23 protein-coding genes and 1 pseudogene are annotated in these 26087 nt (G+C 57.0%); 18 read left to right on the forward strand and 6 right to left on the reverse strand.

Annotated features, from left to right (window positions below):
* Positions 1-213 precede the first annotated feature (213 nt).
* The 4 genes from XM38_RS18165 (at position 214) to XM38_RS18180 (ending at position 2851) form a co-directional block, all read left to right on the forward strand.
* Entirely contained in the window at positions 214-1104 is an 891-nt protein-coding gene (locus tag XM38_RS18165) for a sirohydrochlorin chelatase (RefSeq protein WP_137455166.1), read from the forward strand.
* A gap of 44 nt (positions 1105-1148) precedes the next feature.
* Positions 1149-1922: a uroporphyrinogen-III C-methyltransferase gene (gene cobA / locus XM38_RS18170; RefSeq protein WP_088431763.1), complete on the forward strand. Its 774-nt coding sequence runs from the start codon at positions 1149-1151 to the stop codon at positions 1920-1922.
* Positions 1923-2017: 95 nt separating this feature from the next.
* Complete coding sequence (def, locus tag XM38_RS18175; protein ID WP_080806929.1) at positions 2018-2581, forward strand: peptide deformylase; 564 nt, start codon at positions 2018-2020, stop codon at positions 2579-2581.
* Positions 2582-2647: 66 nt separating this feature from the next.
* The gene (locus tag XM38_RS18180) at positions 2648-2851 is read left to right on the forward strand and encodes a hypothetical protein (protein ID WP_187329459.1); all 204 of its coding nucleotides are present in this window, start codon (positions 2648-2650) and stop codon (positions 2849-2851) included.
* 86 nt (positions 2852-2937) lie between these two features.
* Here the strand turns inward: XM38_RS18180 and XM38_RS18185 are convergent, their stop codons facing one another.
* Positions 2938-3795: a sulfotransferase family protein gene (locus tag XM38_RS18185; protein ID WP_080806932.1), complete on the reverse strand. Its 858-nt coding sequence runs from the start codon at positions 3793-3795 to the stop codon at positions 2938-2940.
* A complete protein-coding gene (locus XM38_RS18190; protein WP_080807011.1) occupies positions 3786-4730 on the reverse strand; it encodes a glycosyltransferase family protein in 945 nt (314 codons plus the stop codon). The genes XM38_RS18185 and XM38_RS18190 overlap by 10 nt, the downstream gene beginning before the upstream one ends.
* A 320-nt stretch (positions 4731-5050) precedes the next feature.
* Here XM38_RS18190 and hpsO point away from each other — a divergent pair.
* The 4 genes and pseudogenes from hpsO (at position 5051) to XM38_RS18210 (ending at position 8973) form a co-directional block, all read left to right on the forward strand.
* A pseudogene (gene hpsO / locus XM38_RS28455) lies at positions 5051-6230 on the forward strand (hormogonium polysaccharide biosynthesis glycosyltransferase HpsO).
* A 91-nt stretch (positions 6231-6321) separates the two neighbouring features.
* Positions 6322-7518, forward strand: a complete 1197-nt coding sequence (gene hpsP / locus XM38_RS18200; protein ID WP_088431765.1) for a hormogonium polysaccharide biosynthesis glycosyltransferase HpsP — start codon at positions 6322-6324, stop codon at positions 7516-7518.
* A gap of 164 nt (positions 7519-7682) precedes the next feature.
* Positions 7683-8381, forward strand: a complete 699-nt coding sequence (locus XM38_RS18205) for a uracil-DNA glycosylase (RefSeq protein WP_088430612.1) — start codon at positions 7683-7685, stop codon at positions 8379-8381.
* Positions 8382-8535: 154 nt separating this feature from the next.
* Positions 8536-8973: a response regulator gene (locus tag XM38_RS18210; RefSeq protein ID WP_315862226.1), complete on the forward strand. Its 438-nt coding sequence runs from the start codon at positions 8536-8538 to the stop codon at positions 8971-8973.
* Positions 8974-9112: 139 nt separating this feature from the next.
* Here XM38_RS18210 and XM38_RS18215 read toward each other — a convergent pair whose 3' ends face one another.
* Positions 9113-12379: a S41 family peptidase gene (locus XM38_RS18215; RefSeq protein WP_088430614.1), complete on the reverse strand. Its 3267-nt coding sequence runs from the start codon at positions 12377-12379 to the stop codon at positions 9113-9115.
* Positions 12380-12616: 237 nt separating this feature from the next.
* On the opposite strand from XM38_RS18215, the gene XM38_RS26100 reads away from it, so the two are divergent.
* The 4 genes from XM38_RS26100 to XM38_RS18235 all read left to right on the forward strand — a co-directional run bounded on the left by XM38_RS26100 (position 12617) and on the right by XM38_RS18235 (position 17183).
* Positions 12617-13096, forward strand: coding sequence for a hypothetical protein (locus tag XM38_RS26100; protein ID WP_187329460.1), 480 nt, complete (start codon positions 12617-12619; stop codon positions 13094-13096).
* A gap of 123 nt (positions 13097-13219) precedes the next feature.
* Entirely contained in the window at positions 13220-13549 is a 330-nt protein-coding gene (locus tag XM38_RS18225) for a hypothetical protein (protein WP_080806937.1), read from the forward strand.
* 227 nt (positions 13550-13776) lie between these two features.
* The gene (gene hetR, locus XM38_RS18230; protein WP_088430616.1) at positions 13777-14688 is read left to right on the forward strand and encodes a heterocyst differentiation master regulator HetR; all 912 of its coding nucleotides are present in this window, start codon (positions 13777-13779) and stop codon (positions 14686-14688) included.
* Between the two features lie 293 nt (positions 14689-14981).
* Positions 14982-17183: an FAD-dependent monooxygenase family protein gene (locus tag XM38_RS18235; protein WP_202978917.1), complete on the forward strand. Its 2202-nt coding sequence runs from the start codon at positions 14982-14984 to the stop codon at positions 17181-17183.
* Between the two features lie 140 nt (positions 17184-17323).
* Here the strand turns inward: XM38_RS18235 and XM38_RS18240 are convergent, their stop codons facing one another.
* Both XM38_RS18240 and csaB read right to left on the reverse strand, forming a co-directional pair.
* A complete protein-coding gene (locus XM38_RS18240) occupies positions 17324-18688 on the reverse strand; it encodes a hypothetical protein (protein WP_088430618.1) in 1365 nt (454 codons plus the stop codon).
* 124 nt (positions 18689-18812) lie between these two features.
* Positions 18813-19874, reverse strand: coding sequence for a polysaccharide pyruvyl transferase CsaB (csaB, locus tag XM38_RS18245; RefSeq protein WP_088430620.1), 1062 nt, complete (start codon positions 19872-19874; stop codon positions 18813-18815).
* Between the two features lie 98 nt (positions 19875-19972).
* Between csaB and XM38_RS18250 the strand changes: the two genes are divergently transcribed.
* Both XM38_RS18250 and XM38_RS18255 read left to right on the forward strand, forming a co-directional pair.
* Positions 19973-20284 (forward strand): DUF2499 domain-containing protein, encoded by a 312-nt coding sequence (locus XM38_RS18250; RefSeq protein WP_088430622.1) that lies wholly within the window; start codon positions 19973-19975, stop codon positions 20282-20284.
* Between the two features lie 78 nt (positions 20285-20362).
* A complete protein-coding gene (locus XM38_RS18255; RefSeq protein ID WP_080806945.1) occupies positions 20363-20665 on the forward strand; it encodes a DUF3593 domain-containing protein in 303 nt (100 codons plus the stop codon).
* A 448-nt stretch (positions 20666-21113) separates the two neighbouring features.
* On the opposite strand, the gene XM38_RS18260 is transcribed toward XM38_RS18255, so the two are convergent.
* Complete coding sequence (locus XM38_RS18260; protein ID WP_080806947.1) at positions 21114-21422, reverse strand: hypothetical protein; 309 nt, start codon at positions 21420-21422, stop codon at positions 21114-21116.
* 123 nt (positions 21423-21545) lie between these two features.
* Between XM38_RS18260 and XM38_RS18265 the strand changes: the two genes are divergently transcribed.
* The 4 genes from XM38_RS18265 (at position 21546) to XM38_RS18280 (ending at position 26087) form a co-directional block, all read left to right on the forward strand.
* On the forward strand, positions 21546-22133 hold the full coding sequence (locus tag XM38_RS18265) for a DUF924 family protein (RefSeq protein WP_080806949.1): 588 nt from the start codon (positions 21546-21548) through the stop codon (positions 22131-22133).
* Positions 22134-22269: 136 nt separating this feature from the next.
* Complete coding sequence (locus XM38_RS18270) at positions 22270-23907, forward strand: ABC1 kinase family protein (protein WP_080806951.1); 1638 nt, start codon at positions 22270-22272, stop codon at positions 23905-23907.
* Between the two features lie 70 nt (positions 23908-23977).
* Entirely contained in the window at positions 23978-24418 is a 441-nt protein-coding gene (locus XM38_RS18275; RefSeq protein WP_080806953.1) for a DUF4278 domain-containing protein, read from the forward strand.
* Positions 24419-24551: 133 nt separating this feature from the next.
* Positions 24552-26087 carry a phosphomannomutase/phosphoglucomutase gene (locus tag XM38_RS18280; protein ID WP_080806955.1) on the forward strand — a complete coding sequence of 512 codons (1536 nt, stop codon included), beginning with the start codon at positions 24552-24554 and terminating at the stop codon, positions 26085-26087.

The following is a 26087-nucleotide window of genomic DNA, read 5'->3' on the forward strand; positions in this document are numbered from 1 at the left end:
CAGACAGATAGTTTGGCGAACGCCAATGATACAGGGGGCTTTAAAGGATAACAGGGGATGATTTCCCCGGGCAGGTGCTGTCTTCGCTACAGCGGCTTTAATAGGTCTCCTTATAATGGAGGACTTAACGCTAATTTTGTGCAGTTAGCAAAGGGCTTGCTCACAGGGCCGCTACTGTAGCTCGTCTGCTGTGATGTAACGGGAGGATTTTTCGTGCCATCTACCTTACCTACGGCCTATCTATTAATTTCTCACGGTAGTCGGGATTTACGCCACCAGACCGCCATGTTTCGGTTAGCCCAGTTAGTGCGAGAGCGCCTGCAATTGCGGCATGGCTATCGTCGCTCTAACCGCTCTATTGCCCTAGACAGTAGTGCTCTGGCATCGTTGGCTGGGGGGAACCAGCCCCATCTTTCAGGGCCCCATCTTTCAGGAGTAGATGCCTATCCCCTATTGGTGGGCACGGCTGCTCTGGAGTGCGGCCTCTTGCCGCTACATCAGCAAATTGCCGAATTTAGTCAGCGGGTACGGCGAACGGGCATTCGTCGCATCAAGTTGGTGCCGCTATTTCTGTTGCGCGGGGTGCACGTGATGGAGGATATTCCAGCGGAGATAGCTCAGGCAGAGCAGTTGTTAGAGAATCAGATCCAACTTGAGTTATGTCCTCACTTGGGCAGCCATGGTCAACTCAGCACGCTTCTGGGGCGACGCGCTGCCACTCTGTCGTGCGATCGCACCCTGCTCCTGGCCCATGGTAGTCGCCGTCCTGGGGGCAATCGCACCGTCGAAGCCATCGCGAAGACGTTGGGTGCCACCGCTGCCTATTGGTCGGTTCCTCCCGATTTAGAAACTCAAGTCATCGCCCTAATCCAGTCCGGCTGTCAGCGGCTGGCCATTGTTCCTTACTTTCTCTTTGCTGGGGGAACCACTGACGCCATCACCCAACTCACGGAAGAGCTGGCCGAGCGGTTTCCTAAAATCACCTTTCGGCTGTTGCCGCCCCTAGGGGCAACCGGTGAACTAGCCGACGTCGTCGTCAATCTTGTCGATGATCACCACGCTACTCCCCTGGTGCCCTTCTATCGGCTAAGCCGTAGGGCATGATAGATGAATCTGCGTTTCCCGCCTTTCCCGTCATGATGCCAGTAATGTCTGAACCTATCCTAGGCAAAGTCTATTTAGTGGGAGCCGGTCCAGGGGACCCAGGGCTCTTTACCCTGAAGGGCAAAACCCTGCTAGAGTGCGCCGACGTCGTCATCTACGATGCCCTGGTTAGCCCCCCCATTTTGGCCATGGTGAATCCCCAGGCAGAACGGATCGGGGCCGGTAAGCGTCGAGGTCGCCACTCCATGCGCCAACCAGAGATCACCAAGCTTTTGATTGAGAAAGCTCGCCAGCACGCAGTGGTGGTTCGCCTTAAGGGAGGGGACCCCTTCGTATTTGGCCGCGGCGGTGAAGAAATGGCCGATCTAGTGGCCGCAGGCGTTGCTGTCGAGGTCGTCCCCGGTATCACGGCAGGAGTAGCCGTGCCTGCCTACGCTGGAATTCCCCTAACCCATCGTGGCTATAGCTCATCGGTGGTATTTGTGACTGGCCATGAAGCGGCGGGTAAATATCGTCCCGATATCAATTGGCAGGCCATCGCCCAAGGGGCAGAGACCATTGTCATTTACATGGGGATCCATAACCTAGGCAATATCGTGAATGCCCTGCAGACCGCTGGCCTTGCCCCAAATACTCCAGTGGCCCTAGTCCGTTGGGGCACCCGGCCAGAGCAGCGTGAGCTAACCGGCACCCTCAGCACCATCTTAGAAACCATGGAGGCCACTAACTTTCAGGCTCCAGCCATCGCCGTCATTGGTCGAGTGGTGGCCTTACATGATGTCCTATCGGCCTGTCGCCCCCTACCTTTACCCTCCTGAGCATCATCTCCCATAGACAGTAGGTCGGATTGGGTATGAGTTGCTAGGATAGGACTTGGTAAAGCATTTCCTGTTGACAGTTTAAATTTCAGTCTATGACGGCCACCATTCAGGTTGAGAAGACAAAGCTCAAGCGCCCCCCCCTAGATATTCACGTGCTCGGCGACCGAGTCCTGCGACAGTCTGCTAAGCGTGTGTCCAAGGTGGACGACAACACTCGGCAACTGGTGCGTGACATGCTGCAAACCATGTACAGTGCCGATGGTATTGGCCTGGCCGCCCCTCAGGTCGCCGTCCACAAGCAGCTACTCGTCATCGATGTCGAACCTGACAATGCGGCTCGTCCCCCATTAGTCTTAATCAATCCCAAGATTATTCGCCACAGTAAGGAGCTAACCGTTGGCCAGGAAGGGTGCCTGAGCATCCCTGGAGTCTTTCTCGATGTGGTGCGCCCAGCAGCCATCGAAGTGGCCTACAAAGACGAATATGGTCGTCCCCAAAAGCGGCAAGTCAGTGATTTACTGGCTCGTTGTATTCAGCACGAAATGGATCACCTAGGCGGTATCATGTTTGTTGATCGGGTCGACAATGCTCTAGCCCTGAATCAAGAGCTGCAAAAGCACGGATTTTCGGCAAAAGACGTGCAGGTCATTACCTGAGCACGGTAAGTCTTGCTGATGTAAGGCCCATGCATCGGCAATTTATAGCGTTGCGGTAATAAGGAGTTGGCTGTGACCCTAAAAAGTGGTGTGCTAATTGCAGGTTCGTGTTTGGCTGCGATCGCATCGGTCGGGTCTGTATTTGAATTGTCGTCGGGGCAACCCGATTGGGGCGTCGGGCCAACCCGATTGATCCTGGGTTTCTGTGTTCCCTTAGTGGTCATCTGCTTCTATGCTGCCGTGCAGAATGCTCGGGCCAATCAGAAATAAATCATGCAATCATCTCCACGTCCAGATCTAGAGTGGTATCCAGGGGGTGACTCCAGCTCTCAAGCTGGACTGGATACAGTGCCTGCTTAGACCCCATCTACCCCCGTACATAGGGAAGACAGCTGCTGGCAGCACTGCTGAAAGGCTATCTGGCCCTGGTGGATGATGGCTGAGGGAAGTGTTTGCTGGAGAGGCCGCTGGATACGGACGATCCGACCGGCAGTGATATTGCCCTCCGAGTCGCCCACTCCCCGTTGGCCAGTCGTTTTCAGCACCTCATACCGTTCCGAAAACCCTGTCGGGGTCTGCAGCACCCGTTGCAGGGCCACAAAGACTGCATCGGTACGGTGAATCAAATCAGCGTGGGTGAGCAATAGCATGCGGTGCGTATCGTTGATCAGGCGACCGTACTCTACCAATGTGGCCAGCCGTTCTTGGTAGTAGGCTAAAACCTGCTCTGGGGACAAATGGGCCTTCAAGGCTAGAATGCTGGCCAAGCTGCGCTGCGGCTCCCGCAGCAGAAATAGGGCATACACCTGGGATGAACAGAGGATCTGGCCGTCGAGAATTTTGTTGGTGTGCAGGAGCTTATCCATGACATAGTCATGGGGCATGCACAGATTGCCTAAATCCTGCAGGGTGCGGAATTCTTGGCCCCGCCAATAGACTCGTTGCAGTAGACGCTTGAAATCGGCCTCGGTTCGATACTTGAGGTGGGTTTCCCCGTAGCCTAAAATGGCTGGGTTGGCATTGAGAATATGGGTCAGCAGCGAGGAGCCCGAACGCATGTGCCCCAGTACCAGCAAGATTTTATAGGGGCGCCCTCGGCCCAGCACTCGATAGGGATCTGGATTTCCCTGAATGCGCCAGCGAAAATAACGCTGCACCACCTCATTCTTGCCCCGGCGGAGCTGTTCTCGCGGGGGGTGTACCTCTAGTACCATAGTTCTGGTTTGAGATCGTAATAGCCAGCCTGCTCCGGCGGGTACTGGCCTGCTTCCACCCGGCGGATAATATCGGGCAGGGCTGCAATGAAGGCAGGCCCTCGGGCGACGGGATGAACCGTCCAGGCTAGGGGAGAGGCCAGGGTGGCGCGGACATAGGCAGTTTGCTCTAACTGGCGAGAGACCATGACTTCCCAGGAATCGAGGGCACCGCGGCCGGTGAGATTGTGGAGCCAGGTAAGCAGAGAGGCGGGGCCGTGGCGCAACCAAGCGCGCCGATAGCGACACCAGAGGATGGGCAGGGGCAATAGGGATTCAAACTTGCGCCGCTGCAGCAGATATACCCGGCTGCCAAAGAACTTGAAGCGGTAAAACCCTGCCGGATCTGGCTCGAAAGGCACCCGTTGGTGTAAAGCCCCGTCCGGGTGGGGCGGACCGGAGAGGGGCCGCACGAACATCACCTCTGGGCGCCGTTGCAGCAACTGAATCGCCTCCCTGATCCAACTGTGGTCAGGGTGCTGGTAGAGCAGCATGTCGCTGTCGAAGTGGAGAACATAGTCTCCCGGGACCTTCTCTAGGGAAAAGATGGTGCCCAAAATCGGGTAGCCCTTGTAGTTGTGGGTGGGCTGCAGATAGCGACTGCCGAAGTGCTTCTGATAGAGGCGGCGGCGATAGGCGGGGCTGTAGTCCATCTCGATCACCTCATCCATCACCCCGTCGTGGATCAACTGCTGGCAATGGTCTCGCAATTGCTCTAGGGTGCCGATGCCGGGGCGACCCACCTTATCCCCCGACAGGGGGGCGGTGTCCATCACGAGTATCCGGCGCTGAAAGGGAAACCGGCACATGCGCACCAGATGGGGCAAGGTCTGCATTATGAAGGGGATATCGGTGCGGGCCACCATGATCGAGAGGGTACAGCTTGGTGGTGCGATAGCAGCGGTATCCATCGGGTCAGCAGCAGTCATTGGGGTTGGCGTTGGCATCATACCCTAAGTCGCTCTATCTATGACGCTGATCCAGGAGCAGTTGAGCCTGGCTAGCCTTAGGCACTAGTCTGCCCGGGGACCAGAATCGATTCTGACCTAGGACCGCTCCCTTTATGGCAACTTGATAGTTCCTTAGTCTAGCCCCCATACTCTGAGGGCAGTCCCTCGATTAGGCTGGGGAAGACCATCGGCGTGGGCAAGCTCATCCTTAGACTGCCCGAATGGGGTACTGTCCTACCAAGGGCTCTGTTGCATCGGCTCAGATCATGCGAATTCTCGTGGCCAGCCATACCTATATCGTTGACCTCAACTGTGAGAAGCTGAGGGCATTGGCCCAGTTAAGCCCGGATGTCGAGGTGACGGTGGTCGTGCCCCGGCGTTGGCGCCCCGGCGGGGTGCAGAATCGCATTATCGAGCCCCCCGCCCTAGAGGACGGAGCGTTTCGGCGGGTGCCGGTGGCCAATTTCAGCCAGAACAATCAGGGGGCACTCACGTTCGGCGCCGAGCTGATCGGCTGGCTCCGGCGGGTGCGGCCCCAGATCATTCACGTGGAACAGGGGGCCAAAGGACTAGCCTACACCCAGATGATTACCCTCAATGGTCTCTTGGGCCTAGGGGCTAAAAATGTGTTCTTTACCTGGTGGAATTTGCCCTATGACCTGAAATTCCCGGTGTCCTGGCTAGAGGCGTACAATCTGCACTTTACTCACGGGGCCATTGCCGGCAACCAAGACGGGGCTGATATCTTGCGACAACGGGGCTATGGTGGCCCTATCCGGGTGATGCCCCAATTGGGCATCGATGAGGGGCTATTTCGCCCCCAACCCCAGCCGCAGCTGGCCCAGAAGCTGGGGATTCGGCCGCAGGAGTTCGTGGTCGGATTCGTGGGCCGGTTTGTGGCGGAGAAGGGCTTGTTTACCCTGGGAGAGGCCCTGGCATCTCTGCGATCGCATCCTCGCCCCTGGAAATGGCTGTTGCTGGGCCGGGGGGAGCTGAAGCAGCCCCTAATGGATCAGGCCGAGGCGGCTGGCATCTGCGATCGCATGATCTGGGTGGAGAGCGTCCCCCACGATGAGGTGCCCAACTATATCAATCTCATGGATACTCTGGTATTGCCCTCCGAAACCACCCATGGCTTCAAAACTATGACCTCGGTGGGGTGGAAGGAGCAGTTCGGTCATGTCTTGATTCGAGGCCATGGCTTGCCGAGTGCCGATCATTGGCTCCGACTCCGGGGAAATTCCCCATGTGATTCAATCGGCGGGGATGGTGTTTGCCGAGGGCCAGGCTGCGGCCCTGGCCGCCTGCCTGCGCCAGCTGATGGAGCAGCCCCAGCTAGCCGCAGACCTGGCCCAACAAGGCTACGATCGCGCCCTGAGTCATTACACCAATCGGGCCTTGGCCCAGCAGCAGTTGGACTTTTACCAGGAACTGCTGCAGTCATAGGCCATAGGCCTTGAGAGCCCCCCACTTCGTTAGCCGTCAGGAGCACGCCGTGAACCGCCCGAATCGAGACCAGCCCTCTGCAGCATCCCCCCTGCGGGTCTTGCAAATCGTCCCTTCCATTTCCCTGGTGTATGGGGGACCCAGCCAGATGGTGCGAGGCTTTTCGGCGGCGTTAGGGGCGGCGGGGGCGGCGGTGACGGTGCTCACCACTGACGCCAATGGAGACGTTGGCCAGCCTCCGTTGGCAGTGCCGCTGAACCAGCCGGTGCCTGAGGACGGCTATACAATCTGGTATTTTCACTGCTCTCCCTGGCGCCGTTATAAGTTTTCCCTGGGGCTATTGCAGTGGTTGGCCCGCCACAGCCAAGATTACGACATTGCCCATGTCCATGCCCTGTTTTCCCCCGTGAGCACGGCGGCAGCCACGGTGGCTCGCTGGCGGGGACTGCCCTATCTACTGCGGCCCCTCGGCACCCTGGATCCGGCTGATCTACGCAAGAAGCAACAGCTGAAGCGGCTCTATGGCTACCTATTGGAGCGGCCTAATCTGGCCGGGGCCGCCGCAGTCCATTTCACCAGCCAGCCAGAGGCCGACGTCTCGGAACGGTTTGGCACCCATGCCCAGGAGGTGGTGATTCCCCTGGGCGTGACGCCGCCGACCACCTTGTCTCCAGAGGCGGTGCAGGAGATGTGCGATCGCAACGCCATTCCCCCAGATCGGCCCCGCCTCCTCTACATGTCCCGTCTCGATCCCAAAAAGGGCCTAGACCTGTTGCTCCCCGCTCTAGAGCAACTGCTGCGACACAGCATCCCATTTCATTTCATTCTCTGCGGAGCTAATCCCCAGGATCCTGGCTACGAGCACTCAATTCGACAGTGGATTCAGCACTCTCCCCTGGCCCAGCGGACAACTATCACCGGCTTTGTCTCCGGAGACGAAAAGGCTGCCTTGCTGCAAGCAGCCGATGTGTTTGTATTGCCCTCCTACTATGAAAACTTTGGCATTGCCGTGGCCGAAGCCATGATGGCCGGTAACCCCGTGGTGATCACCCGGGGAGTCTATATCTGGCCAGATATCCAACAGGCAGAAGCCGGTTGGCTCTGTGATGGCACCGCCGAGTCTCTGGCTCAGGTCCTCACCCAGGCCCTAGGTGACCCCCTAGAGCGCCAACGGCGAGGACAACAGGCTCAAACCCTAGCCAATCAACGCTATAGCTGGGATGCAATCGCCCAGCAGACTCTCCAGATCTATTACCAATTGCTCTACCGGCCACACGAGTCCTGGTAAACTGGGTCCAAGCCTAGGCTGAGAGACTGCCCTAGGGGCCCTTAACCGATCTCGGACTCGTTTCGTGTCAGAGGAGGAGTATACGAGGGCAAACCAGTTGCATCGACATTTCCCCTTACAATAGAAGCTCACGCTTTAACCCTTGTCCTAGCAGCAGTTCTACCATGGCCGAGGAGCAAATCAGCCTCTTTAATAGCGGCGATGAGGCCGCATCCCCAGCCGTAGATTTCGATAGTATCCCTACCACAGATACCATCCCCATATTGCCCGGGACCTACGATACTATCGAACAGCTGGCAGGGCATTGCCATCAGTGTCAACGGTGTAGTCTAGCGCCGGGACGCACCCATGCCGTAGTGGGTCGTGGCAATCCCTCTGCCCCGATTGTGATCATCGGAGAAGGTCCTGGACAACAGGAAGATGAGCAGGGTCTCCCCTTCGTCGGCAAGTCAGGACAACTGCTGGAGAAAATTCTGGCCTCAGTGCGCCTGGATAGCAGCAACGATGTCTATATTTGCAACATTGTTAAATGCCGCCCCCCTGGCAATCGTGTTCCTTCGGCGGAAGAAATGGCGGCCTGTAAGGGATATCTCCTGGAACAAATTCGATTGATTGATCCCAAAATCATCCTGCTCACAGGAGCTACTGCCGTGAAGGGCCTAACCGGCGAAAAGCGCGGCATCACTAAAATCAGAGGGCAATGGATGGAGTGGCAAGGACGCCTATGTATGCCCATTTTCCATCCCGCGTATCTGCTGCGAAATCCCTCTCGAGAAAAGGGGGCGCCTAAATGGCTAATGTGGCAAGATATCCAGGCTGTAAAAGCTAAACTTGATGAACTGATGGCTGCCGAGACTCCCTAATAAACTGCGACGCCGGGTTTGATTGCCATTATTTAGTGGCAGGGAGGCCAGGGAACTAGGGAGCTGGGGAACAAAAATGGTCGCTCAACTGCCGCCATGGTGTACTACTTTTTTAAGTGAGCATTGTGCACTCTTATTTTCTCCCCTTATGTTTTTGGGAAAGCCCATTAAAGTCCTCCTGATTGAGGACGATCCTGGAGACGTTTACTTAACCCAGGAAGCGCTTGATACTAGCCGACTTGCCATTGATCTGCAGGTGGTTGAGGATGGCAACTTAGCCCTCGACTACGTCTATCAACGGGGAGACTATACCGACGCCGAACGACCTGACTTAATTTTATTGGATCTCAGCTTGCCAGGTTGCAACGGAGAGGAGGTTTTAGCCAAGATCAAACAAGATCAAGACTTAAAGCGGATTCCAGTGGTCGTCCTCACTGCCTCAAAACTAGACGAGGATATTCTCCAAAGCTATCGCTTAGGAGCCAATTGCTACATCCCTAAGCCGGTTGGGCTAGATCAATTTCTAGAAATCATTCATAGCCTAGAGGATTTCTGGTTAACGGTGGTCAAGCTGCCAAAGTCTTCTGGGTAATATAGCGCTGGCCAGTCAGCTTAGGACATGGTTGATCGTCCAATAGCCCAGTCTAGGGGGGCTGACTGGCTATAACGCTAGTGCTTCCCTAGGGCGATCCTACCGACGGTAGCAGTAGCTGGAGTCTTCCCCTCGCGGCTTAGGGCAACTGCAATTGGGGCCGATTCTGGAACTCTGGCAGCTGCACCGGATTCTGGGCCAGTGCCTTCAGAATCAACTCAATGGCCATCTCCAATTGCGGGTCCTTGCCCTGGCCCCAATCCTGGGGAGAAATTTCCACCAGAATATCAGGGTCAGTCCCGTAGTTTTCTACCTGCCAGCCTACGTCTTCAAACCAGAAGGAATATTCCGGTTGGGTGACAATGCTGCGATCCACCAAACGGTGGCGCGGGGAAATGCCAATTACACCGCCCCAGGTGCGAGTGCCGACCAGGGGACCTAGGCCCATGAGCTTAAAGCAATGGCTGAAGATATCACCATCGGAACCGGCGTGCTCATTGGTGATGGCCACCAGCGGTCCCAGCACCGAGTCAGACGGATAGGGTTCTGGCTGCTCCCAGCGGGAGACATCGTAGCCGATGCGACGACGGGCTAATTTCTCCAGGATTAACTGGGAGACATGGCCGCCCCGGTTGAAGCGCACGTCCACCACCAGTCCCTGTTTGTGCACCTCGGCAAAGTAGTAGCGATGGAATTCGGCGTACCCGGCTGGTCCCATATCGGGGATATGGACATAGCCTACCCGGCCGTCGGTGGCCTCGGTGACTGCCTGGTAGTTTCGTTCTACCCATTCTCGATAGCGCAGTGACTGGTCATCTGCCAGGGTAGTCACCGTCACGGTGCGACGATTTTGGCCATCCCGGTCGGCCACGGTGAGAGGTACTTGGCAATCAGCCTGGTGGACGAGTCGTTCATGGGGGCCCTGATGTTGGCTCAAGGGCTGGCCCCCCACGGCCAGGAGCAGATCGCCGGGGTGCACATTCACACCGATTTGCTGCAGGGGAGAGGCCTGCTCGCTCCAAGAGTCGCCCTGGGCAATGTGGGTAATGCGATAGGCTTGGGCGGCAGCATCGTACGTAAAGTCGGCCCCCAAAAAGCCCAGGCGGTAGTTGGGTTCTTCTCGATAGTCACCGCCGATTTCATAGGCGTGGGAGGTGCCTAGCTCCCCTTGCATTTCCCAGACTAGATCGGAAAACTCAGACCGGGTGGCCACCCGATCTAGCAGGGGACGGTAGCGTTGATAGATCCGGTCCCAATCCACCCCAGATAGATCTGGGGTCCAGAAATGTTCTTGCTGCAGTCGCCAGATTTCTCGCAGCATTTGCTGCCATTCCTGCCGGGGCTGCACGGAAATTCGTACTCGATCTAGATCGAGCCAACCGCTTTTACGATTAGGGCTGGTATCGGTCTCGTCAGGAGTTTGATTGGCCTTGGCCAGGCAGACTCGCAGCCGATTGCCAGCCCGGTAGATCAGGGTGCTGTGGTCTCTAGCCACTTTGAAGTCGGAGATGTTGGGCACTACCAGCTCGCAACTTTGGCTGCTGAAGTCGTAGATTTCGAGTTTGGCGTCGGCTGCGGGGCGGGACTGCCGCCAGGATCGGCCTAGGCTGCCCTTGATGGGGACGGAGCTGAACAACACCTTGTCTTTCAGGCCCCAGATCTGGCGATAGCGTCCTTCCGATACTGGGAAGCCGACGATCCGGTGCTCGATGCCATCGATATCAAGGCTCAGGGGTGGGGGGGACGCGTCGCTGTCAGTGGCAGTGTCGGTGGTAGGCGAGTCTGCTGTCTCGGTTACAGCGGCTTTGCCATTGCCCTCACTCAGGGGCTTGGGCACTGGAATGAAGGGGGAAGGGGTGTCTTTTTGCAGCGAGATCAAAAATGGGCGGGTGGCCTGGGGAAAGTTGAGGTCGAAATACACGCTGTCGTAGACCGGGTTGAACTCCCGCACCGACAGGAAATAGATGAATTTGCCCTGGGGGTCGAAGCTGGGGGCGAAATCGAAGAACCTAGGTGGGGTGAGGCGATGGATCTGGCTGTCGCGGATGCGGCAGAGCTTGATGGAGGCGGTGTGCTGGGTGTCACTGCAGCTATAGACAACCCATTGCCCGTCGGGGGACCAGTTAAAGCCCCGGATCTCGTGGTAGGGGCTACGGTCGAGAATGCGGCACTGCTGGCTGCTGAGATCGACCCAGATCAGTTCGTGGCGATGGTTGGAGAGCACCACCTGATCGGCGTTGGGGCAAACCTCCAAGTGCATGGGTCGCCCCAAATCCAAGTCAGTCAGGCGCATGGGATCGACGCCAAAGTCACTGCTAAGGATTTCTAGGGTTTCGAGGCCTCGCTGCTGAGGAGAATCGTCTTGGTTGCGATCGCACACCGTCACCAACCGCTGGCCATCGGGCAGCCAACGGGTGAGGCGAAAGCGCCGGCCATCGGGCTGACCCACAGGGACCACGGCTCCTTCCCAATTGCCGAAGCAGACACTCTGACCGCGGCTGGTCATTACCGTCGAGTGGCCTTGGGGATGGAGATCGTAGTCTTCTAAGTATTTTTCGGCATCGATGAATTTGCGTTGTCGCTGCACCTGGGGGCTGTGCCAGGCGATGGGGATCACCTGGACGGCGCCTGAGGCCAGATCGGCCCAGTGCAGATCGGCACCGGCGTGGTAGACAATCCGCTGTCCGTCGGTGGCGGCATTGCGGACGTAGTAGTCGCGGTGGTGGGTAAAGGGTCGCAGATCTTGGCCGCTGGGGGTGCAACTGTAGAGATTGCCAATGCCCTCGTGGTCAGAGATGAAATAGATGCGATCGCCAATCCACATCGGGGCGGCCAGGTTGCCGCGAATATCCAGTAGCTTCTGGAATTGGCCGCTGCCGCTGGCATCGCACCAGAGCACCCCGACCCGACCGCCGCGATAGCGCTTCCAATAGGCAGGTTCGGCCACGTTGCGCCCCAACACGGCCCCACCGTTGGGGCCAAAGGCGATGGTGTGGGCCATGCCGTAGGGCAGGGGCTGGGGTAGCCCCCCCGCGGGGCTGATGCGGTAGAGCTGCATCAGGCGGGGGAAGGGCTGGTTGGCATTGCTGGCAAAGATAATAGATTGGCCGTCTGGACTCCAGCCGGAGACGGTGGTGTTGGCCCCTAAGAAGGTTAGCCGACGAGCATTGCCGCCGCTGGCGGGCATGACATAGACTTCGGCATCCCCTTCTTCGCGGCCGATAAAGGCTAGCCGTTCCCCAGCGGGAGACAGGGCTGGATGGCTGACGGCGCCTAGATTGGCCGTCAGGCGGCGAGGAATGCCGCCCTGAATCGAGACACTCCAGAGGTCATCTTCGCAGACAAAGACGATGCGATCGCACTGGACAGTTGGCAGTCGATAATAGCCGGATTGGTGATCTGTCATAGAAAAGCCACCCCTATAGTCGCCCTTCATGATAGTCAGGGGATGGCGGGGTCGCCCGGACCGTTAACGATGCGCAACAACTCTTGTGCAGGCAAATCACCTTTAAGGTGGATGTCAACCCCGATTAATACTCTTTATTATCGAGGCGGTGCATTTAGCTTGGGCAACACTTACTATGAAGGATCTAGGCGAAGGATCTAGGCAAGCACTACGTCTTCTGACTGGCTGCGTTGGTTAATGAAACTCTCCCATAAAGAGGCCCAGATAGAAGCTGACCGCATGCATGATGTCTTGCTATTGCTAGATCATCTCGCCATGCGCGAGGAAGCCACCATAAAAATCATTCTGGATTGTCTATACGATATCGGCTCTATCTATCTCATCAACCAGCGCACTAAGGTAAGGCCCCTAAAAGGCTTACTCAACGGCATTGCCAGACTCAGCAAACCCGCCTTTCGCTTCTTCGCCCTGCGCTGGTTTCAGTCCACCTGTCCTCAATTAATTGCCAACTGGTTGCATGCCCAGGTGAAATTTGGAACACCGTCCCAGGACGACACCAACACCATTGAAATTGTGCATGTACAAGACACCCTGCCCGAGCGAGTACAGCAGCAAGCAACAGAAATTAAGACGCTACGCACCCGAATTAAGTGGCTGACTGGTGCACTCATCAGCATCGCGGCTCTCTGGGGCAGCACTCTGATGTTAGGCCGATGAGGTTAACTCGCTGACCCTTGCCAACCCGCTGCAAGATTTTCAGCATATTTACGGATACAGATCGTCCTGAGCTAGCTCGAAGCTGACGTAACAAGGACTAGGAGCGCAGAGATTTCTAGTCCTATGAAACTATATTGTCACGGTTTAACCCTTGGACGAGACCCCATCCCTAAGCCGGCAGTGTTGGCCCTAGTGGCCGGCCTCAGCAGTCTTGGCCTGACTGTCGCTCAGTTTAGCGCCATTTCCCTGGCTCAAGATGGCTCTGGGTCTGAGGGGCGTGGTAGTGGTCGCATCACCATGATCTCATCACAGCAAAAGGCTGCATCCCTGGGGTCATCCCCCCACCGGAAGCTGGCCTTCCGCGGCAGTGGCCGCATCACCACTGAGCCGTCTGTGTCTGAGACATCGACCGCCTTTCGCGGCACGGGTCGAATCAGTCCTGACCTAGCCTGAGGTTGGGGCTACTATTCTCAATAAGGATTAGGGATTGTCGATATTCAAATACCTTAGAATCGTCTAAGCTAAAGCAGCAAACAATCCTACTTTCTAGTAAAAAATACTGAATAAGTGATTTACTGGGGGATTGTTGGCCTTATCCCCCGGTTCCCCTTAGGTTAAGGATTGTGGTTTGCCTGATCGTGGTATAGCGTCTTCCCCTTATGGATAACTCTGTTTCTAAAATGACCCGCGATGTCGATCTGATCCGGCGCCTGAGCCCAAGCGCCATGGATCAAATCCTCTTCTATTTGGCATTTAGTGCCATGAGAACAGGCGGACATCGCCACGGGGCGTTTTTGGATGCAGCCGCGACAGCCGCTAAATGTGCTATCTATATGACCTATTTAGAACAGGGACGAAACCTGCGGATGACGGGTCACCTGCATCACATTGAACCGAAGCGAGTCAAGGCGATTGTGGAGGAGATCGGGGAAGCACTGACGGAAGGCAAGCTACTGAAGATGTTGGGCTCCCAAGAGCCTCGCTACCTGATCCAGTTTCCCTACGTGTGGATGGAGCGGTTTCCTTGGCAACCTGGCCAAACTAGGGTGCCCGATCCCCGGCTAACTAGTAGTGAACGGGCTCAGATTGAAGCAAAACTGCCCGACGGCCCTTTGCCAGATGCCCAGGTGATTACGTCGATTCAGTTTTTAGAATTGATGGAATCTCTGCACACGCGATCGCAAGATGACCTTCCCCCCGAGCGGCGCCTGCCCATGAGCGAGGCCCTGGCCGAACACATTCGGCGACGCCTGATCTACGCGGGCACTGTCAGCCGCATCGATGCCCCTTGGGGATTACCGTTTTATGTCTTGACGCGTAAATCTTATTCTCCCGCCGATCAAGAAGAGCGAACCTACCTGATGGTAGAAGACACAGCCCGCTATTTTCGGATGATGCGAGAGTGGGCTGAACGCCAAACCGATACCGTGCGGATTCTAGAAGAACTCGATCTGCCCCCGAGCCAGCGGGCCCAGGCCTTCGATGAACTCGACACTATCATTCGAGCTTGGGCCGATAAGTACCACCAGAAGGGGGGAGAACCTACCATTCTGCAGATGGTGGTTGGCGATAACGACGATAGCACGGCCTGACCTGAACCCCATCTGTCCTGTTCTGTGATCTGAGGCTGGAGTATTCCCAGAACGCCCACTCTGCTAAGGATGTACCCGCCCAGCATCTAGGCCATTTGTATTCGCTCTGTCATAGCCGCTATGATGGGTAGCCTCCGTCACTATAGCCATGGCCCCATTGCTTAGGGCGGTGGCGAGCCAATCAGCCTCCCTAAACTGGGCAATCGAGCGATCAGTAATGTCCTCGGCTGACTGGCCGAAGCTCCAATATCGTCGATAGCGGCTGCCCGTCTTGCCGGGGGCCCATGATGTGTATGCAGGAAGTTCTGTACTTAGAAGTTCCCACCCCCAACACCAATGCAGTCAAAGGCTGGCTGCAGGAGACATTTACTCCTGGCCACGGCCAGAAGATTGTGACTACAGACGGTATCCGCATTGAACCCGATCCATCAACCTCCTCTGTAGCGACGACAGGGCTACCCAGAGCCTTGGCCATTGTCACCTGGTCGGCCCAGCGCACCACCTATCTGAAAGCCTTTCGGTGGCAAACTCCCCTATCTCGAGAGACGGCCTTACTGGAGCAACTGAATCGTCAGATCCGGCAGCATTTCCCCTTGACCCCGCCCCAGTTGCCTGAGATCGATCTCTCCCAACAGACCATCTTCAAGGCCTTGGCCCCTCACTACCCCAAGACGGTGGCTTACTTTCAACGCATGCCCAACGGTGAGGCTGATCTGAGCCAAGTCTATAGCCGTGAAAAGCGCTGGCGTGACTGTGTCAGTACCCTCTCTCAGCCGGCAAAAGTTATTTTTCGCCAAGGAGATCCAGCAGCTCCATCGCGACGATTGTCCGCCAGTGACGAGGATTCCTCGCCTTCTGATGCCCCTGGACCTGATGACACAGAAGACCACTACGATCTGATTGTCATTGGCGGAGTACTGGGGGTAATTCAAGCGGCTGCTATGGCTCTTTTGGGCCACCGGGTCCTGGTCATCGAACGACACGCCTTTGGTCAACTCAATCGAGAATGGAATCTATCCCGCTCGGAAGGGCAGACCCTAATCGACTTAGGGCTATTCAGCCAAGAGGAATTAGCAGGCCTGATTCTGCAGGAATATGACGGCGGCCACATCAAGTGCTTAGATGTGAACATCCCTCCCCTGACCCGAGCTCCCGTGCTCCAAACGACTGGAGTGCTGAATGTGGCCCTCGACACCGCCGCTCTAATTCGCCAATGTGGTGCCAAACTACGGGCTGCTGGCGGCACCATCCTAGATAACACGGAGTTCCGCTGGGCCGAGATCGACGATGATCAGGCCACTGTGTATGTTCAGCCCAAGGGTAGCGAGGCTTATCAGGCCCGGCGGGGGAGGGTACTCGTAGATGCCATGGGCATCAATTCTCCTATCGCTTGGCAGTTGAATCGAGAGCGCACCGTGAATAGCGTCTGCCCCATGGTAGGGGCTCGGATCTCGGGAGGCATTCCGGAAACGGTTTGGGATCCCCATTACAGCGATCTCATCTCTAGCCATGGGGATATTTCTCGGGGGCGTCAGCTTCTGTGGGAACTACTGCCAGGCTCAGAGCGGGAACTGACGATCTATTTGTTCCACTACCATCCGGTTAATCCAGACAATCCTGGCTCCTTACTGGCCCTCTATGAGGATTTCTTCCATTTATTGCCTGACTACCGCCGCTGTGATCCCGATAAGCTTACCTGGCGTAAACCTACCTTTGGCTATGTTCCGGGGTACTTTAGCCAGTCTCCCAAAGAGCGGGCCATTGCCTGGGATCGCATCGTTGCCATCGGGGATACCGCTTGCCTACACTCGCCGTTGCTGTTGACGGGCTTGAGCTCCCTGGTACGCCATCTGCCGCGTCTATCGGCCCTGCTGCACACAGCGCTTAGCCATGATCTGGTAAAAGCCCGCCACCTCAGGCAGATTCGGGCCTTCCAGAGTAATACAGCTGTTACCTGGTTGTTGGCCAAGGGGATGATGGTTCCCCCAGGGCGTCAATTACCTCCTGCCCGCGTCAACGCGGTTCTCAATGGGTTTTTCACCAGTTTGGCCCAAGAAAAACCCGAGGTGGTCGAGCGCTTCTTGCAAGATGGCTGGGGCTGGCTCGAGTTTAATCGCGTGTTGCTCAAAGCCGGCTACCAGAATCCCTCTATGTTGAAGTGGATTTGGGGGTTAGCGAAGGCTGATCTCGGTCGCTGGGTGCTGGCCTATCTCAGCTTTACCCTCCACGCTATTGTGGGGGTACTATTCGGTTGGTTGCCCCGGTGGGTAGCTTGGAGCCGTGCCTGGTGGGAAACCCTGACCCCAAGTGGTTGGTTCTGGTTGCAAGCCCAAAGCTACAAGCTGACCTACGGCCTGGGTAAACCGCCGCCGGTAGAGACCACCTTGCAGCTGCCGCCGCCACCCCCCTTACCCAAGAAGCAACCCCCCAAGCCAGTTCCTCGAGACAATGCGACTGATACTGGCGCCCCCAATGGTGTGGTCCCTAAGCGCTAATACCAGCACTCATATACCAGCACTCATAGGTCAAGCTATCTCTGGTTGCCGGGGCAGAGTTTGGTGGCGTCAAGTCAGGAAATGGGTAAACGCAAGCCCCAATTGTTAGGGCGGGCATATCGGCTGCCAAGCACGTCTGGCTAGGATTGAGGCAATCTTGGAAACCTAGGCAAGTCGATGGCGGCCAAATTCTTCGCTTTTTTCTTGGGACGCAGGGGATAGACGATGGGGGCTGGGGAGGTATCCGTCGCTGTGGTCAGAATGGGCAGGTCGCTAAGGGCTGGGGCTGTTCCGGTAGGGGTTGACTTGGTCTCAGGAGCAGACTGGGTAGAGGTGGAAATTGTCTCCATCGGTGCTTCCCCAGTGGGTAGGCGCTGGGAGAGTTCCTCAGCAGCCGGGACAGGTGTCTCTGCTGTCGAGGACGCTGCCGGGGACATGGGCTGGCCCCAAGGCGATGGTTCGCTAAAGGTTGGCTCCTTAGTCGCAGAGGGGGGGGAGGGGCTGTCGATGGAGGTTTCAATCACCCGTTCGAGATCTTGCCAGAGACCGTCCTCTTGAGGACTATCGCCGCTATCGCTAGCGGTGGCGGGGGACGTGGATTGCCTATCTTGCCTATCTTGCCTATTAGGACTGGTCTGGGGCGTTTCAGTTGTCTGACGGGAGGGGGGATCTGCCCGTAATAGGCTATCGAGGGCGGGGTCTAGGGGCGGGGTCGCGGTGCCCTGGGAGGACCAGGGCTGAATTCGCTGGGATCTGGGCATGGCCAGGGGATCTGGCAACAGACCGGGAGCTGGGGCTGATGACTCGGTCCGGGCTGAGGACATGTCCAGGCATTTTTCTAGGGCGGCTTTGAACTGCAGGGTATATCGTTGTTGCCGTTGCAGTCGGGCTTGCAAGTCGCGGGTGCTGGCATTGGCCTGTTCTAGGGCGTTGGCCTTTTCGGTGTAGTGCTGCCGCAGCAGGGTGCATTCCCGTTCTAGCTGAGCGATGCGTCCTTTCTGAGTATCAATCTCGGCCTGTTGGGTGTCGTTGCAGATCTGCTGCCGCTTTAAGGCATCTTGGCTGCTGTCGAGCTCACTGACGAGTTGGGCAATTTGCTGGTTGTGTGCGATCGCATATTGGCGTCCCTGGGCTGCCCCCTCGTCCCGATGGGCCCGTTCCACTTCCGCTTGTAGGGCAGTCTGAGAACGCTCTAAGGCCTCTTCTAACTCGGCTACCCGGGCCAGCAAGACCTCATTGCACTGGTTTAGATCCCGAATCAACTGCAACAACTCTGCCCCTGAGCTGCCTGTTCCTGAGCTGCCTGTTCCTGAGCTATCTGTTCCTGGCTGCGGTGCGGCCTGATTAGATGCGGTCGGAGCAGGCGCGCCAGGAATATCGTCTACCTGTTTAGTGTGGGGAAAATTCACAGTTTCCCACTGGTCATCCGGGGTAGGGGGCCAAGCGGGGGAAGTTGGCTGGGACTCGGGGGAATTGGGCTCCGGGGGAAGGATAGGTTCACTCATGGCCTATGCAAACGTTCAGACACACATCCGTGCAGGCAAATACTCAACGACCCAGTTGCCAATGGCCGATAGTGCTTATGTGATAACACATATGCAGCAGCCTGAAGCCCTTAATTTGCCAATTTCAGCCCAATATCTCCTGCAGCAAGTCCTGATGTATTAGGGCCCGATCGACCCGCGACTGAATTTGATCGGCCGAGGGTGGGTCGCCATTGGCGTAGTGCTTGAGCCAAATCTGGCACATGTCGGTAGGCGTCGGGGGCCAGGGATCGCCGATGGCATTGGGGGCGTTGGGGGATAGTTGCCAGCCCGGCAGGTCTAAATCGACCATGAGCTGGCCTACTTTCGGGTCATAGTTGAGGGCGAAACAGCGGCTGCCGGCGGCGGCGGCCATGATTAACCCGTGGAGGCGCATGGCAATGGTCATCTCGACGCCTCGGAACAGGCCCTTGAGCTGGCGCGGATCCGAGAGCTGAAACAGGTGATTGGGGCCGACCAAGTGCTGCTGGATGGCTGTGGCGATGGCTAAGTCTTGGGCTGGATGGAAGGGCACCAATAAGATGCAGGTGCGGGTGGCCTGCTGAAAATCTGCCAGGGCCTTGGCAAATTGCTCTAGCCGGGCAGGGGTAAACCAACGATGCGATCGCACCGCTACAGCGACCCGCGGCGCCGGTAAATCCCAAAGCCCCTCAACCGGCTTGGATTCCAGAGCCCACACTGGATCTGGAGCCATCCAGACCGGTACCTGCCATTGGGCTAGTTGCTGGGCCGACGCCGCATCCCGCACACTAACTCCATGGCAGTGGCGATAGCCGTAGCGGGCTAGGGCTCGGCTCCAAGGTCGGGTTAGAGGCCCTACCCCTTGAGCCCAGGCTACCGTCTTTCGGCCCAGGGTCTGGGCCAAGACCATCAGACCGCCATAATAATAGGGATTCAGCCAGCTGGTGGCATCTTGCATGAGACTGCCGCCACCCCAGATAAAGGCATCGCCTTGGCGTAACGCCAGCAAGGTTGCCAATGCCTTGCGAGGCTTAGCCTCTACTCCATACTGGCGCTGGGTAAGCGTCGGATTCCCCGAGAGCACTACAGGCGTCACGCCCGGCGGCAACATCTGCAATAGGGAAGCTAACAGGGCCTCGTCGCCGCCATTACCCATGCCATAGTAACCACACAGAACTGCTCGCATGTTTTTTCGGATCCAGAGAATAGAAGCTAACGGGAAGTACCCCACCCCACCCTGTACCTTGTACCCTATACCCTATAGCGTCTCCGTAACCGATCCTCATGCACGCCTTGTCCATCCCCACCTGGATTATCCACATCACCAGCGTCATCGAGTGGATGGCCGCCATCTGGTTTATCTGGCAGTTTGCCGACCTAACCCGCCCGGCCTGGCGCTGGCTGTCTCTGGCCATGTTGCCTGCCTTGATTAGTGCCATGTCCGCTTGCACTTGGCACTTTTTCGACAACGCCGTAGCGCTGAACTGGCTAGTGACGCTACAGGCCGCCGCCACCCTGCTGGGCAACATTACCCTATGCCTAGCGGCTTGGTGGATCTGGCGGACGGCCCAGCCAGGCTCAGAGGAGAGTCCCTAAGGTATTGTCAAGGGCCAGGAGAATCACCACTCACCAGCCCATTGCCTCCAAACGCTGCCATGCTGTTCTCTAGCTGCCATGCTTGAAAAAAATAACCTCTTCGCCCTGTCTCTGTTTCCTTACCTCGGGTTTCTCTTCTTCATGACTCGCTCTGGCCAAACTCCCCGGTTGGCCTTGGTGGGCTTCTATGTGTTGCTGCTCTTCGTCGTCATTACCATTCCTGCCGGCATCTATGCCGAGATGGCCTACGGCACGTCTCTCGCCAACGTGGACTGGCTGCACGGCAGCGCTGAGGCCTTTTTGACCCTATCTAATATTCTGGTGGTGCTAGGATTCCGGCAAGCTGTATTAAAGCGGCGGTCAGCCCAGAAGCATGAGTAATGCGTGGATGACTATCTTGTCGGTTAGTGATTGAGACCACGATAAGACCCCGCTTAACTTGCTTGACCAAAGAACTCACCCGGGGGAATTTCGCTTCCCCCAGACCCCCACGACCAGGGCGAACCGCTTGTGGTGAGCGCAGTCGAACTAACGCCCTAGACCTGCGGAAGGGCCTGTTGATTAGCAGTTATCGATCGCGTCGCATCGACAAGGTAGCAATAAATTTTGAATTTTGAATTTTGAATTGAATCCTTCAGCCTTCCCTATGCCCTCCGGGCAGGCTATGCCAACGGCTTCGTTGCCCCTGCGGGGCCGCTACGCGCTTGGCGGAGCCTGACTGAAAGTCATACAGAACAAGCTGCCTTCTGCCTTCTGCCCTCTGCCTTCTGCCCTCTGCCTTCTGCCCTCTGCCTTCAGCCTTCAGCCTTCAGCCTTCTGCCTTCTGCCTTTAAGCCCGCCGATCGCGCTGGATATCGTAGATGGCCTTTTCCCAGCACCACTGCTCAGAACGCCCTGGGTTTTGCTGCCGCACGGTGGCCACTAGACGCAGAGCCACTGCCCGATTGCCATGGACTAATCGCAGCAGTTCTCGCTGGCTGTGGCGACTGACTCGATTAGGATCTGAGTGTCCTCCTCGACTAACCCCAGAGCGGCGGGAGGACGGTCTCATGCGATGGGAAGCACCTGAGCGTCGCCGCCAGAGAGCATAGAGGCCAACCAGAATAAGAATGGCCAGTAGTAGGGACAACAGAGACATGGAGGTTGTGAAACACACCAAATGTTCCCATCTTGCCCTAATTTTGCCTGGACTGTCCTGCCAGGGCCCATCACCCAGGCCGTAGCAGCCTAAGATGAGGATGTTTGGCTGAGACCTAGGGCAATGGGAGACCGAGTAGAGGCGATTTTAAGAGTCTGGTTTGGCGATCCAACTGATCCTGGCAGTGACTATGGTCAGCAGCGGTCGATCTGGTTTAAGAAGAATCCTGAGTTTGATCAGACTGTCCGGGAGCGGTTTTGGGATGATTATCAGCAGGCGGCGGCAGGGCAGCTCCAGCCTTGGCGTCAACAGCCGCGCTCTTGTTTGGCATTGATCCTGTTGCTCGATCAACTGCCGCGCAACATGTTTCGAGGACACCCCCAGAGTTTTGCTACCGATGACCAGGCCCGTGAAGCGGCGGAGTATGCTCTAGATCAGGGCTTTGACCAGCAATTGCTACCGGTGGAACGGCTATTTGTCTATGTACCCTTCGAGCACAGTGAAAACCTGGCCCATCAGCAGCGGGCAGTGGCCTTGTTTGCGGCCCTCTCTGAGGCTGAGCCTGAATTGTCATCAACCCTGGACTATGCCATTCGCCATCGGGATATCATCCAGCGGTTTGGTCGCTTTCCTCACCGCAATGGCATTTTGAATCGCGCCACTACGACTGAGGAAGCCGCGTTTCTGCAGCAGCCGGGATCCGGTTTTTAGCGTCAGAGGCTTGTATCGCTGGCCTGAGAGGGATGGGGCTCTAGGTAATGGATCGGTTAGGGTGGGGAAAGCTCTAGCTCCTGAGCTGAACTTGGTATAACTTCGTTAACATCTAGCAGAAGCACTCTAAAGCACCATGACGGCGTCTTCCCGACTGTCTCGCCAGGGAGAAATCATTGAGGTCTTTCTCCGCAATGGGTGGGACTATATGCGACGACTGCTCATCAAGGGGCAGGCTGATGAACCAGATATTCCACCGCCGGAGGTCTTGCGCAATATCCTGACGGAGTTGGGACCGGTATATGTCAAGCTCGGCCAGCTCTTGAGCACCCGTCCGGATCTCTTGCCTCCTCCCTACATTGAGGCCTTAAGCAGGCTACAGTCAACGGTGCCAGCGGTGGCGCCTGAGGTCATGGAGGATTTCATCCGGCAGCAGTTACCGGCTCCCCCGGAAGAACTGTTTGAGCAGTTAGACTATCGTGCGATCGCAGCCGGATCTATCGCCCAAACCCACAAAGCCATGCTTCGGGATGGTCGTGCCGTCGCCCTGAAGGTACAGCGCCCTGGCATTGATCGCCTGGTGCAGCGGGACATGGCCCTGATTAAAGACATTGCCCGCCTGGTGGCCGCCACCCAGTTTGGCCAGCGCAACAATGTCATGGAACTGGCCGAGGAATTCCACGATGCCCTCAATGGCGAACTGAATTTCATGACCGAGGCCAACCACACCGAGCAACTGCGGCGTAGTATTGCCCGCAGTAGCTGGTACGACCCCAAACAGATCGTCATTCCCAGCATTTTCTGGGAGCTAACCAACGCCAAACTGATGACGATGGAGTGGCTCAATGGTCGCCCCATCCTCACCAGTAAGATCGCCACCGAGGATACAGCGGCCGCCCGGGACGCCCGCGAGGAGGTGACCACGCTGCTATTTCGGGCCTTCTTTAAGCAATATTTTGTGGACGGATTTTTCCACGCCGACCCCCACCCCGGCAATCTGTTCTATTTAGAGGATGGGCGAGTAGCGATTCTAGACTGTGGCATGGTGGGCCGCATGGACCCCAACCTCAGAGCCACCATGACCGAGATGGTCCTGGCGGTGGCCAACTGTGATGCCCAGCGCTGCACCCAATTGACCCTGCAGATGGCCGAGCCCCTGCAGCCGGTAAACCTGGTACGCCTAGAAAATGATTTCACTCGCCTTTTGCGTCGCTATTACGGTCTCAGCGTCGGAGAAATTAACACCGCCGAAGTCTTTGGCCAGTTAATGGACGCCGGTACCCGTAACTCCCTGCGCTGGCCCGCCAATGTGGGGCTATTTACCAAGTCCCTGGCCAACTTAGAGGGGGCAGCCCGCCAGTTTAACCCCAACGTGAATCTGCTGGCGGAAATTCGGCCCCTGATGGCAGATCTATTCCGCAATCAGCTGATCGGTGCAGACCCGCTGCAGGCACTGCTGCGCACCGGTCTGGAATTCCGAAATCTGTCCTTGAGTTCTCCCCGGCAGTTTGGGTTTCTATTAGATCGCCTGGCCTCGGAACAGCTGAAGTTGAATCTCAGCATTCAGGGCTTAGATAGTTTACGCCGCAGCATTGACGATGCTGCCAATCGTCGCGCCTTCAGCACCGTTGTCGCCGCCTTGATTATCGGAGCCGCCATCGTCTCAACCAGTCAACAGTCGTCCCAGGGACAAATTCTCAGCAATATTCTGTTTGCCGCCGCCACCTTTTTAGGGCTATGGCTGGTGTTTAGCATCCTGCGAGCCGAACGCTGACGGGGAATCGTCTCCAGCCTTGCCAGCAATTGCTATAACAGCATTAAGTTAGACCGGGGAGGCAGCTACGATGGCATTCCTAATCTTGTTAACACTGGCGGCGGGGGCGCTGATGGTGCTGCTCATGGGACTAGTGGGCCTCCTGGAAGCTCCCTGGCCAGTGCTCCTGGGGGGATTGCTATTGGCCCTCTATGGCCTGCAACGGCTATCAGTGGAGGCAACAAAGGCGGAGGAATCCGTTGCTTTTTCCGCTGTGCCTAGCCAGGCCCCTCCTGCCCATGAGCCTAAGTCCCCATCCCCATCGTCCCAGTCTCAAGCCGATACTGAGTCTGCTACTCCAGAGTTGGTCTATCGGGGAGTGCACTACCGGCGCCCATCAGCGCCGGCCCTGCCCACTGAAGGTCAGCCCATTGTCTTAGAGGGCACCTACCGGGGACGTCACTGGCGGCGTATCTTACAGCAATGGTCAACTCCGACTGCATCCCCCCCAGAGGATCAACCTCCATCTTAGAATCCAAAATCTTCTGGAGATCTCCCCCGGGGCAAGCCTGATCAACCCTTACCATAGCCATGGCTCCATCGAGTCTGGGATGGTGAGGCATCGTCGGGATAGATGGACGGCCTGTTGCAACCGAGCGTGAGCCATGACAACTCTGCGTGCCACAGATTGGAAACAGCTACAAAACGGGTCCGATATTCGCGGGGTAGCCCTGGAGGGGATGGCCGGCGAACCGGTCAATCTTACCCCGGAGGTAGCGACGACCTTGGGGAAGGCCTTTGTTACCTGGTTAGGGCAGACCCTAGCTCGGTCTCCTGAGACGTTAACCGTGGCTATTGGTCGGGATAGTCGGCTCTCGGGGCCGGCACTGATGCAGGCGGTGGCCGCGGGTATGACGGCCCTGGGCACTCGGGTCTATGATTTTGCCATGGCCTCGACCCCGGCCATGTTTATGAGTACTGTTACGCCTGGGTTTGATTGTGATGGGGCGATCATGCTTACCGCTAGCCATTTACCGTTTAACCGCAATGGCCTCAAGTTTTTTACGGCCCAAGGGGGCTTGAGCAAGCCGGATATTAGCCGGATTTTGGCCTTGGCAGCCGATCATGACTTTGCGATCGCATCTGAACCCGGTTCCCTGCAGAGCCATGATTTTATCTCCGTGTATGCCCAGCAACTGGTGCAGGGCATTCGCCAGGGGGTAAACCATCCCCACCACTATGACCGCCCCCTGCAGGGATTAAAGATCGTCGTCGATGCTGGCAATGGCGCTGGAGGATTCTATGCCACTCAGGTGCTACAGCCCCTGGGGGCTGACACCACTGGCAGCCAGTTTTTAGAGCCAGACGGTCAGTTCCCCAACCATGTCCCCAATCCAGAACATGCCACGGCTATGGCCGCCATCCGCCAGGCGGTGCTGGCCCAACAGGCCGATTTGGGCATCATCTTCGATACCGATGTGGATCGGGCTGCTGCCGTGGATGCCCAGGGACGAGAGTTAAATCGTAATCTGCTGATCGCCCTGATCGCGGCCATTGTGTTGACAGAGCATCCGGGGTCTACCGTAGTCACCGACTCCATCACCTCCGACGGCCTGACTCAGTTCATCGAGCAGGACCTTCAGGGAGTTCACCATCGGTTTCGCCGCGGCTATAAAAATGTCATCAGTGAGGCCATGCGCCTGAATGAGGCCGGTCAGGCCTGTTGGCTAGCTATGGAAACTTCCGGCCACGGGGCCCTGAAGGAAAACTATTTCCTAGATGATGGCGCCTACCTGGTGAGCAAGCTGTTGGTGGAACTGGCCCGGGCCAAGCTGGCTGGCAACACCCTAGGAGATCGCATTGCCACCCTAAAGGAACCAGCAGAAAGTCGGGAATTTCGCCTGGCCATCGCTGCCGCTGACTTTGCCTCCTATGGCACTGCCGTCATCGAGGAGTTGCAGGCCTTTGCGGCTGCCCAGGCTGACTGGGAAGTCGTGCCCAAAAACTATGAGGGAGTGCGTATCACCTGCCGCTCTCCCCAGGAAGATGGCTGGTTCCTGCTGCGTCTGTCCCTCCACGATCCGGTGCTGCCGTTGAATATCGAGTCGAATGTATCCGGTGGGTGCGATCGCATCCGGCAACGGTTACTCACCTTTTTTGCGGGATTTGACCGACTCGAGCTGACGCCGCTCCAGGGCTAA

This window comes from Halomicronema hongdechloris C2206 (assembly GCF_002075285.3).
In the GTDB taxonomy this organism is placed as follows: Bacteria; Cyanobacteriota; Cyanobacteriia; order Phormidesmidales; family Phormidesmidaceae; genus Halomicronema_B; species Halomicronema_B hongdechloris.

Coding starts and splice junctions, on each gene's coding strand:
- csaB (WP_088430620.1), bottom strand. CDS start 19,874: ATGCGAGCAGTTCTGTGTGGTTACTATGGCATGGGTAATGGCGGCGAC.
- XM38_RS18270 (WP_080806951.1), top strand. CDS start 22,270: ATGACGGCGTCTTCCCGACTGTCTCGCCAGGGAGAAATCATTGAGGTC.
- XM38_RS18280 (WP_080806955.1), top strand. CDS start 24,552: ATGACAACTCTGCGTGCCACAGATTGGAAACAGCTACAAAACGGGTCC.
- XM38_RS18275 (WP_080806953.1), top strand. CDS start 23,978: ATGGCATTCCTAATCTTGTTAACACTGGCGGCGGGGGCGCTGATGGTG.
- XM38_RS18205 (WP_088430612.1), top strand. CDS start 7,683: ATGGCCGAGGAGCAAATCAGCCTCTTTAATAGCGGCGATGAGGCCGCA.
- XM38_RS18250 (WP_088430622.1), top strand. CDS start 19,973: ATGCACGCCTTGTCCATCCCCACCTGGATTATCCACATCACCAGCGTC.
- cobA (WP_088431763.1), top strand. CDS start 1,149: ATGTCTGAACCTATCCTAGGCAAAGTCTATTTAGTGGGAGCCGGTCCA.
- hetR (WP_088430616.1), top strand. CDS start 13,777: ATGACCCGCGATGTCGATCTGATCCGGCGCCTGAGCCCAAGCGCCATG.
- XM38_RS18255 (WP_080806945.1), top strand. CDS start 20,363: ATGCTTGAAAAAAATAACCTCTTCGCCCTGTCTCTGTTTCCTTACCTC.
- def (WP_080806929.1), top strand. CDS start 2,018: ATGACGGCCACCATTCAGGTTGAGAAGACAAAGCTCAAGCGCCCCCCC.
- XM38_RS18185 (WP_080806932.1), bottom strand. CDS start 3,795: ATGGTACTAGAGGTACACCCCCCGCGAGAACAGCTCCGCCGGGGCAAG.
- XM38_RS26100 (WP_187329460.1), top strand. CDS start 12,617: ATGAAACTCTCCCATAAAGAGGCCCAGATAGAAGCTGACCGCATGCAT.
- XM38_RS18260 (WP_080806947.1), bottom strand. CDS start 21,422: ATGTCTCTGTTGTCCCTACTACTGGCCATTCTTATTCTGGTTGGCCTC.
- XM38_RS18265 (WP_080806949.1), top strand. CDS start 21,546: ATGGGAGACCGAGTAGAGGCGATTTTAAGAGTCTGGTTTGGCGATCCA.
- XM38_RS18235 (WP_202978917.1), top strand. CDS start 14,982: ATGCAGGAAGTTCTGTACTTAGAAGTTCCCACCCCCAACACCAATGCA.
- XM38_RS18240 (WP_088430618.1), bottom strand. CDS start 18,688: ATGAGTGAACCTATCCTTCCCCCGGAGCCCAATTCCCCCGAGTCCCAG.
- XM38_RS18215 (WP_088430614.1), bottom strand. CDS start 12,379: ATGACAGATCACCAATCCGGCTATTATCGACTGCCAACTGTCCAGTGC.
- XM38_RS18225 (WP_080806937.1), top strand. CDS start 13,220: ATGAAACTATATTGTCACGGTTTAACCCTTGGACGAGACCCCATCCCT.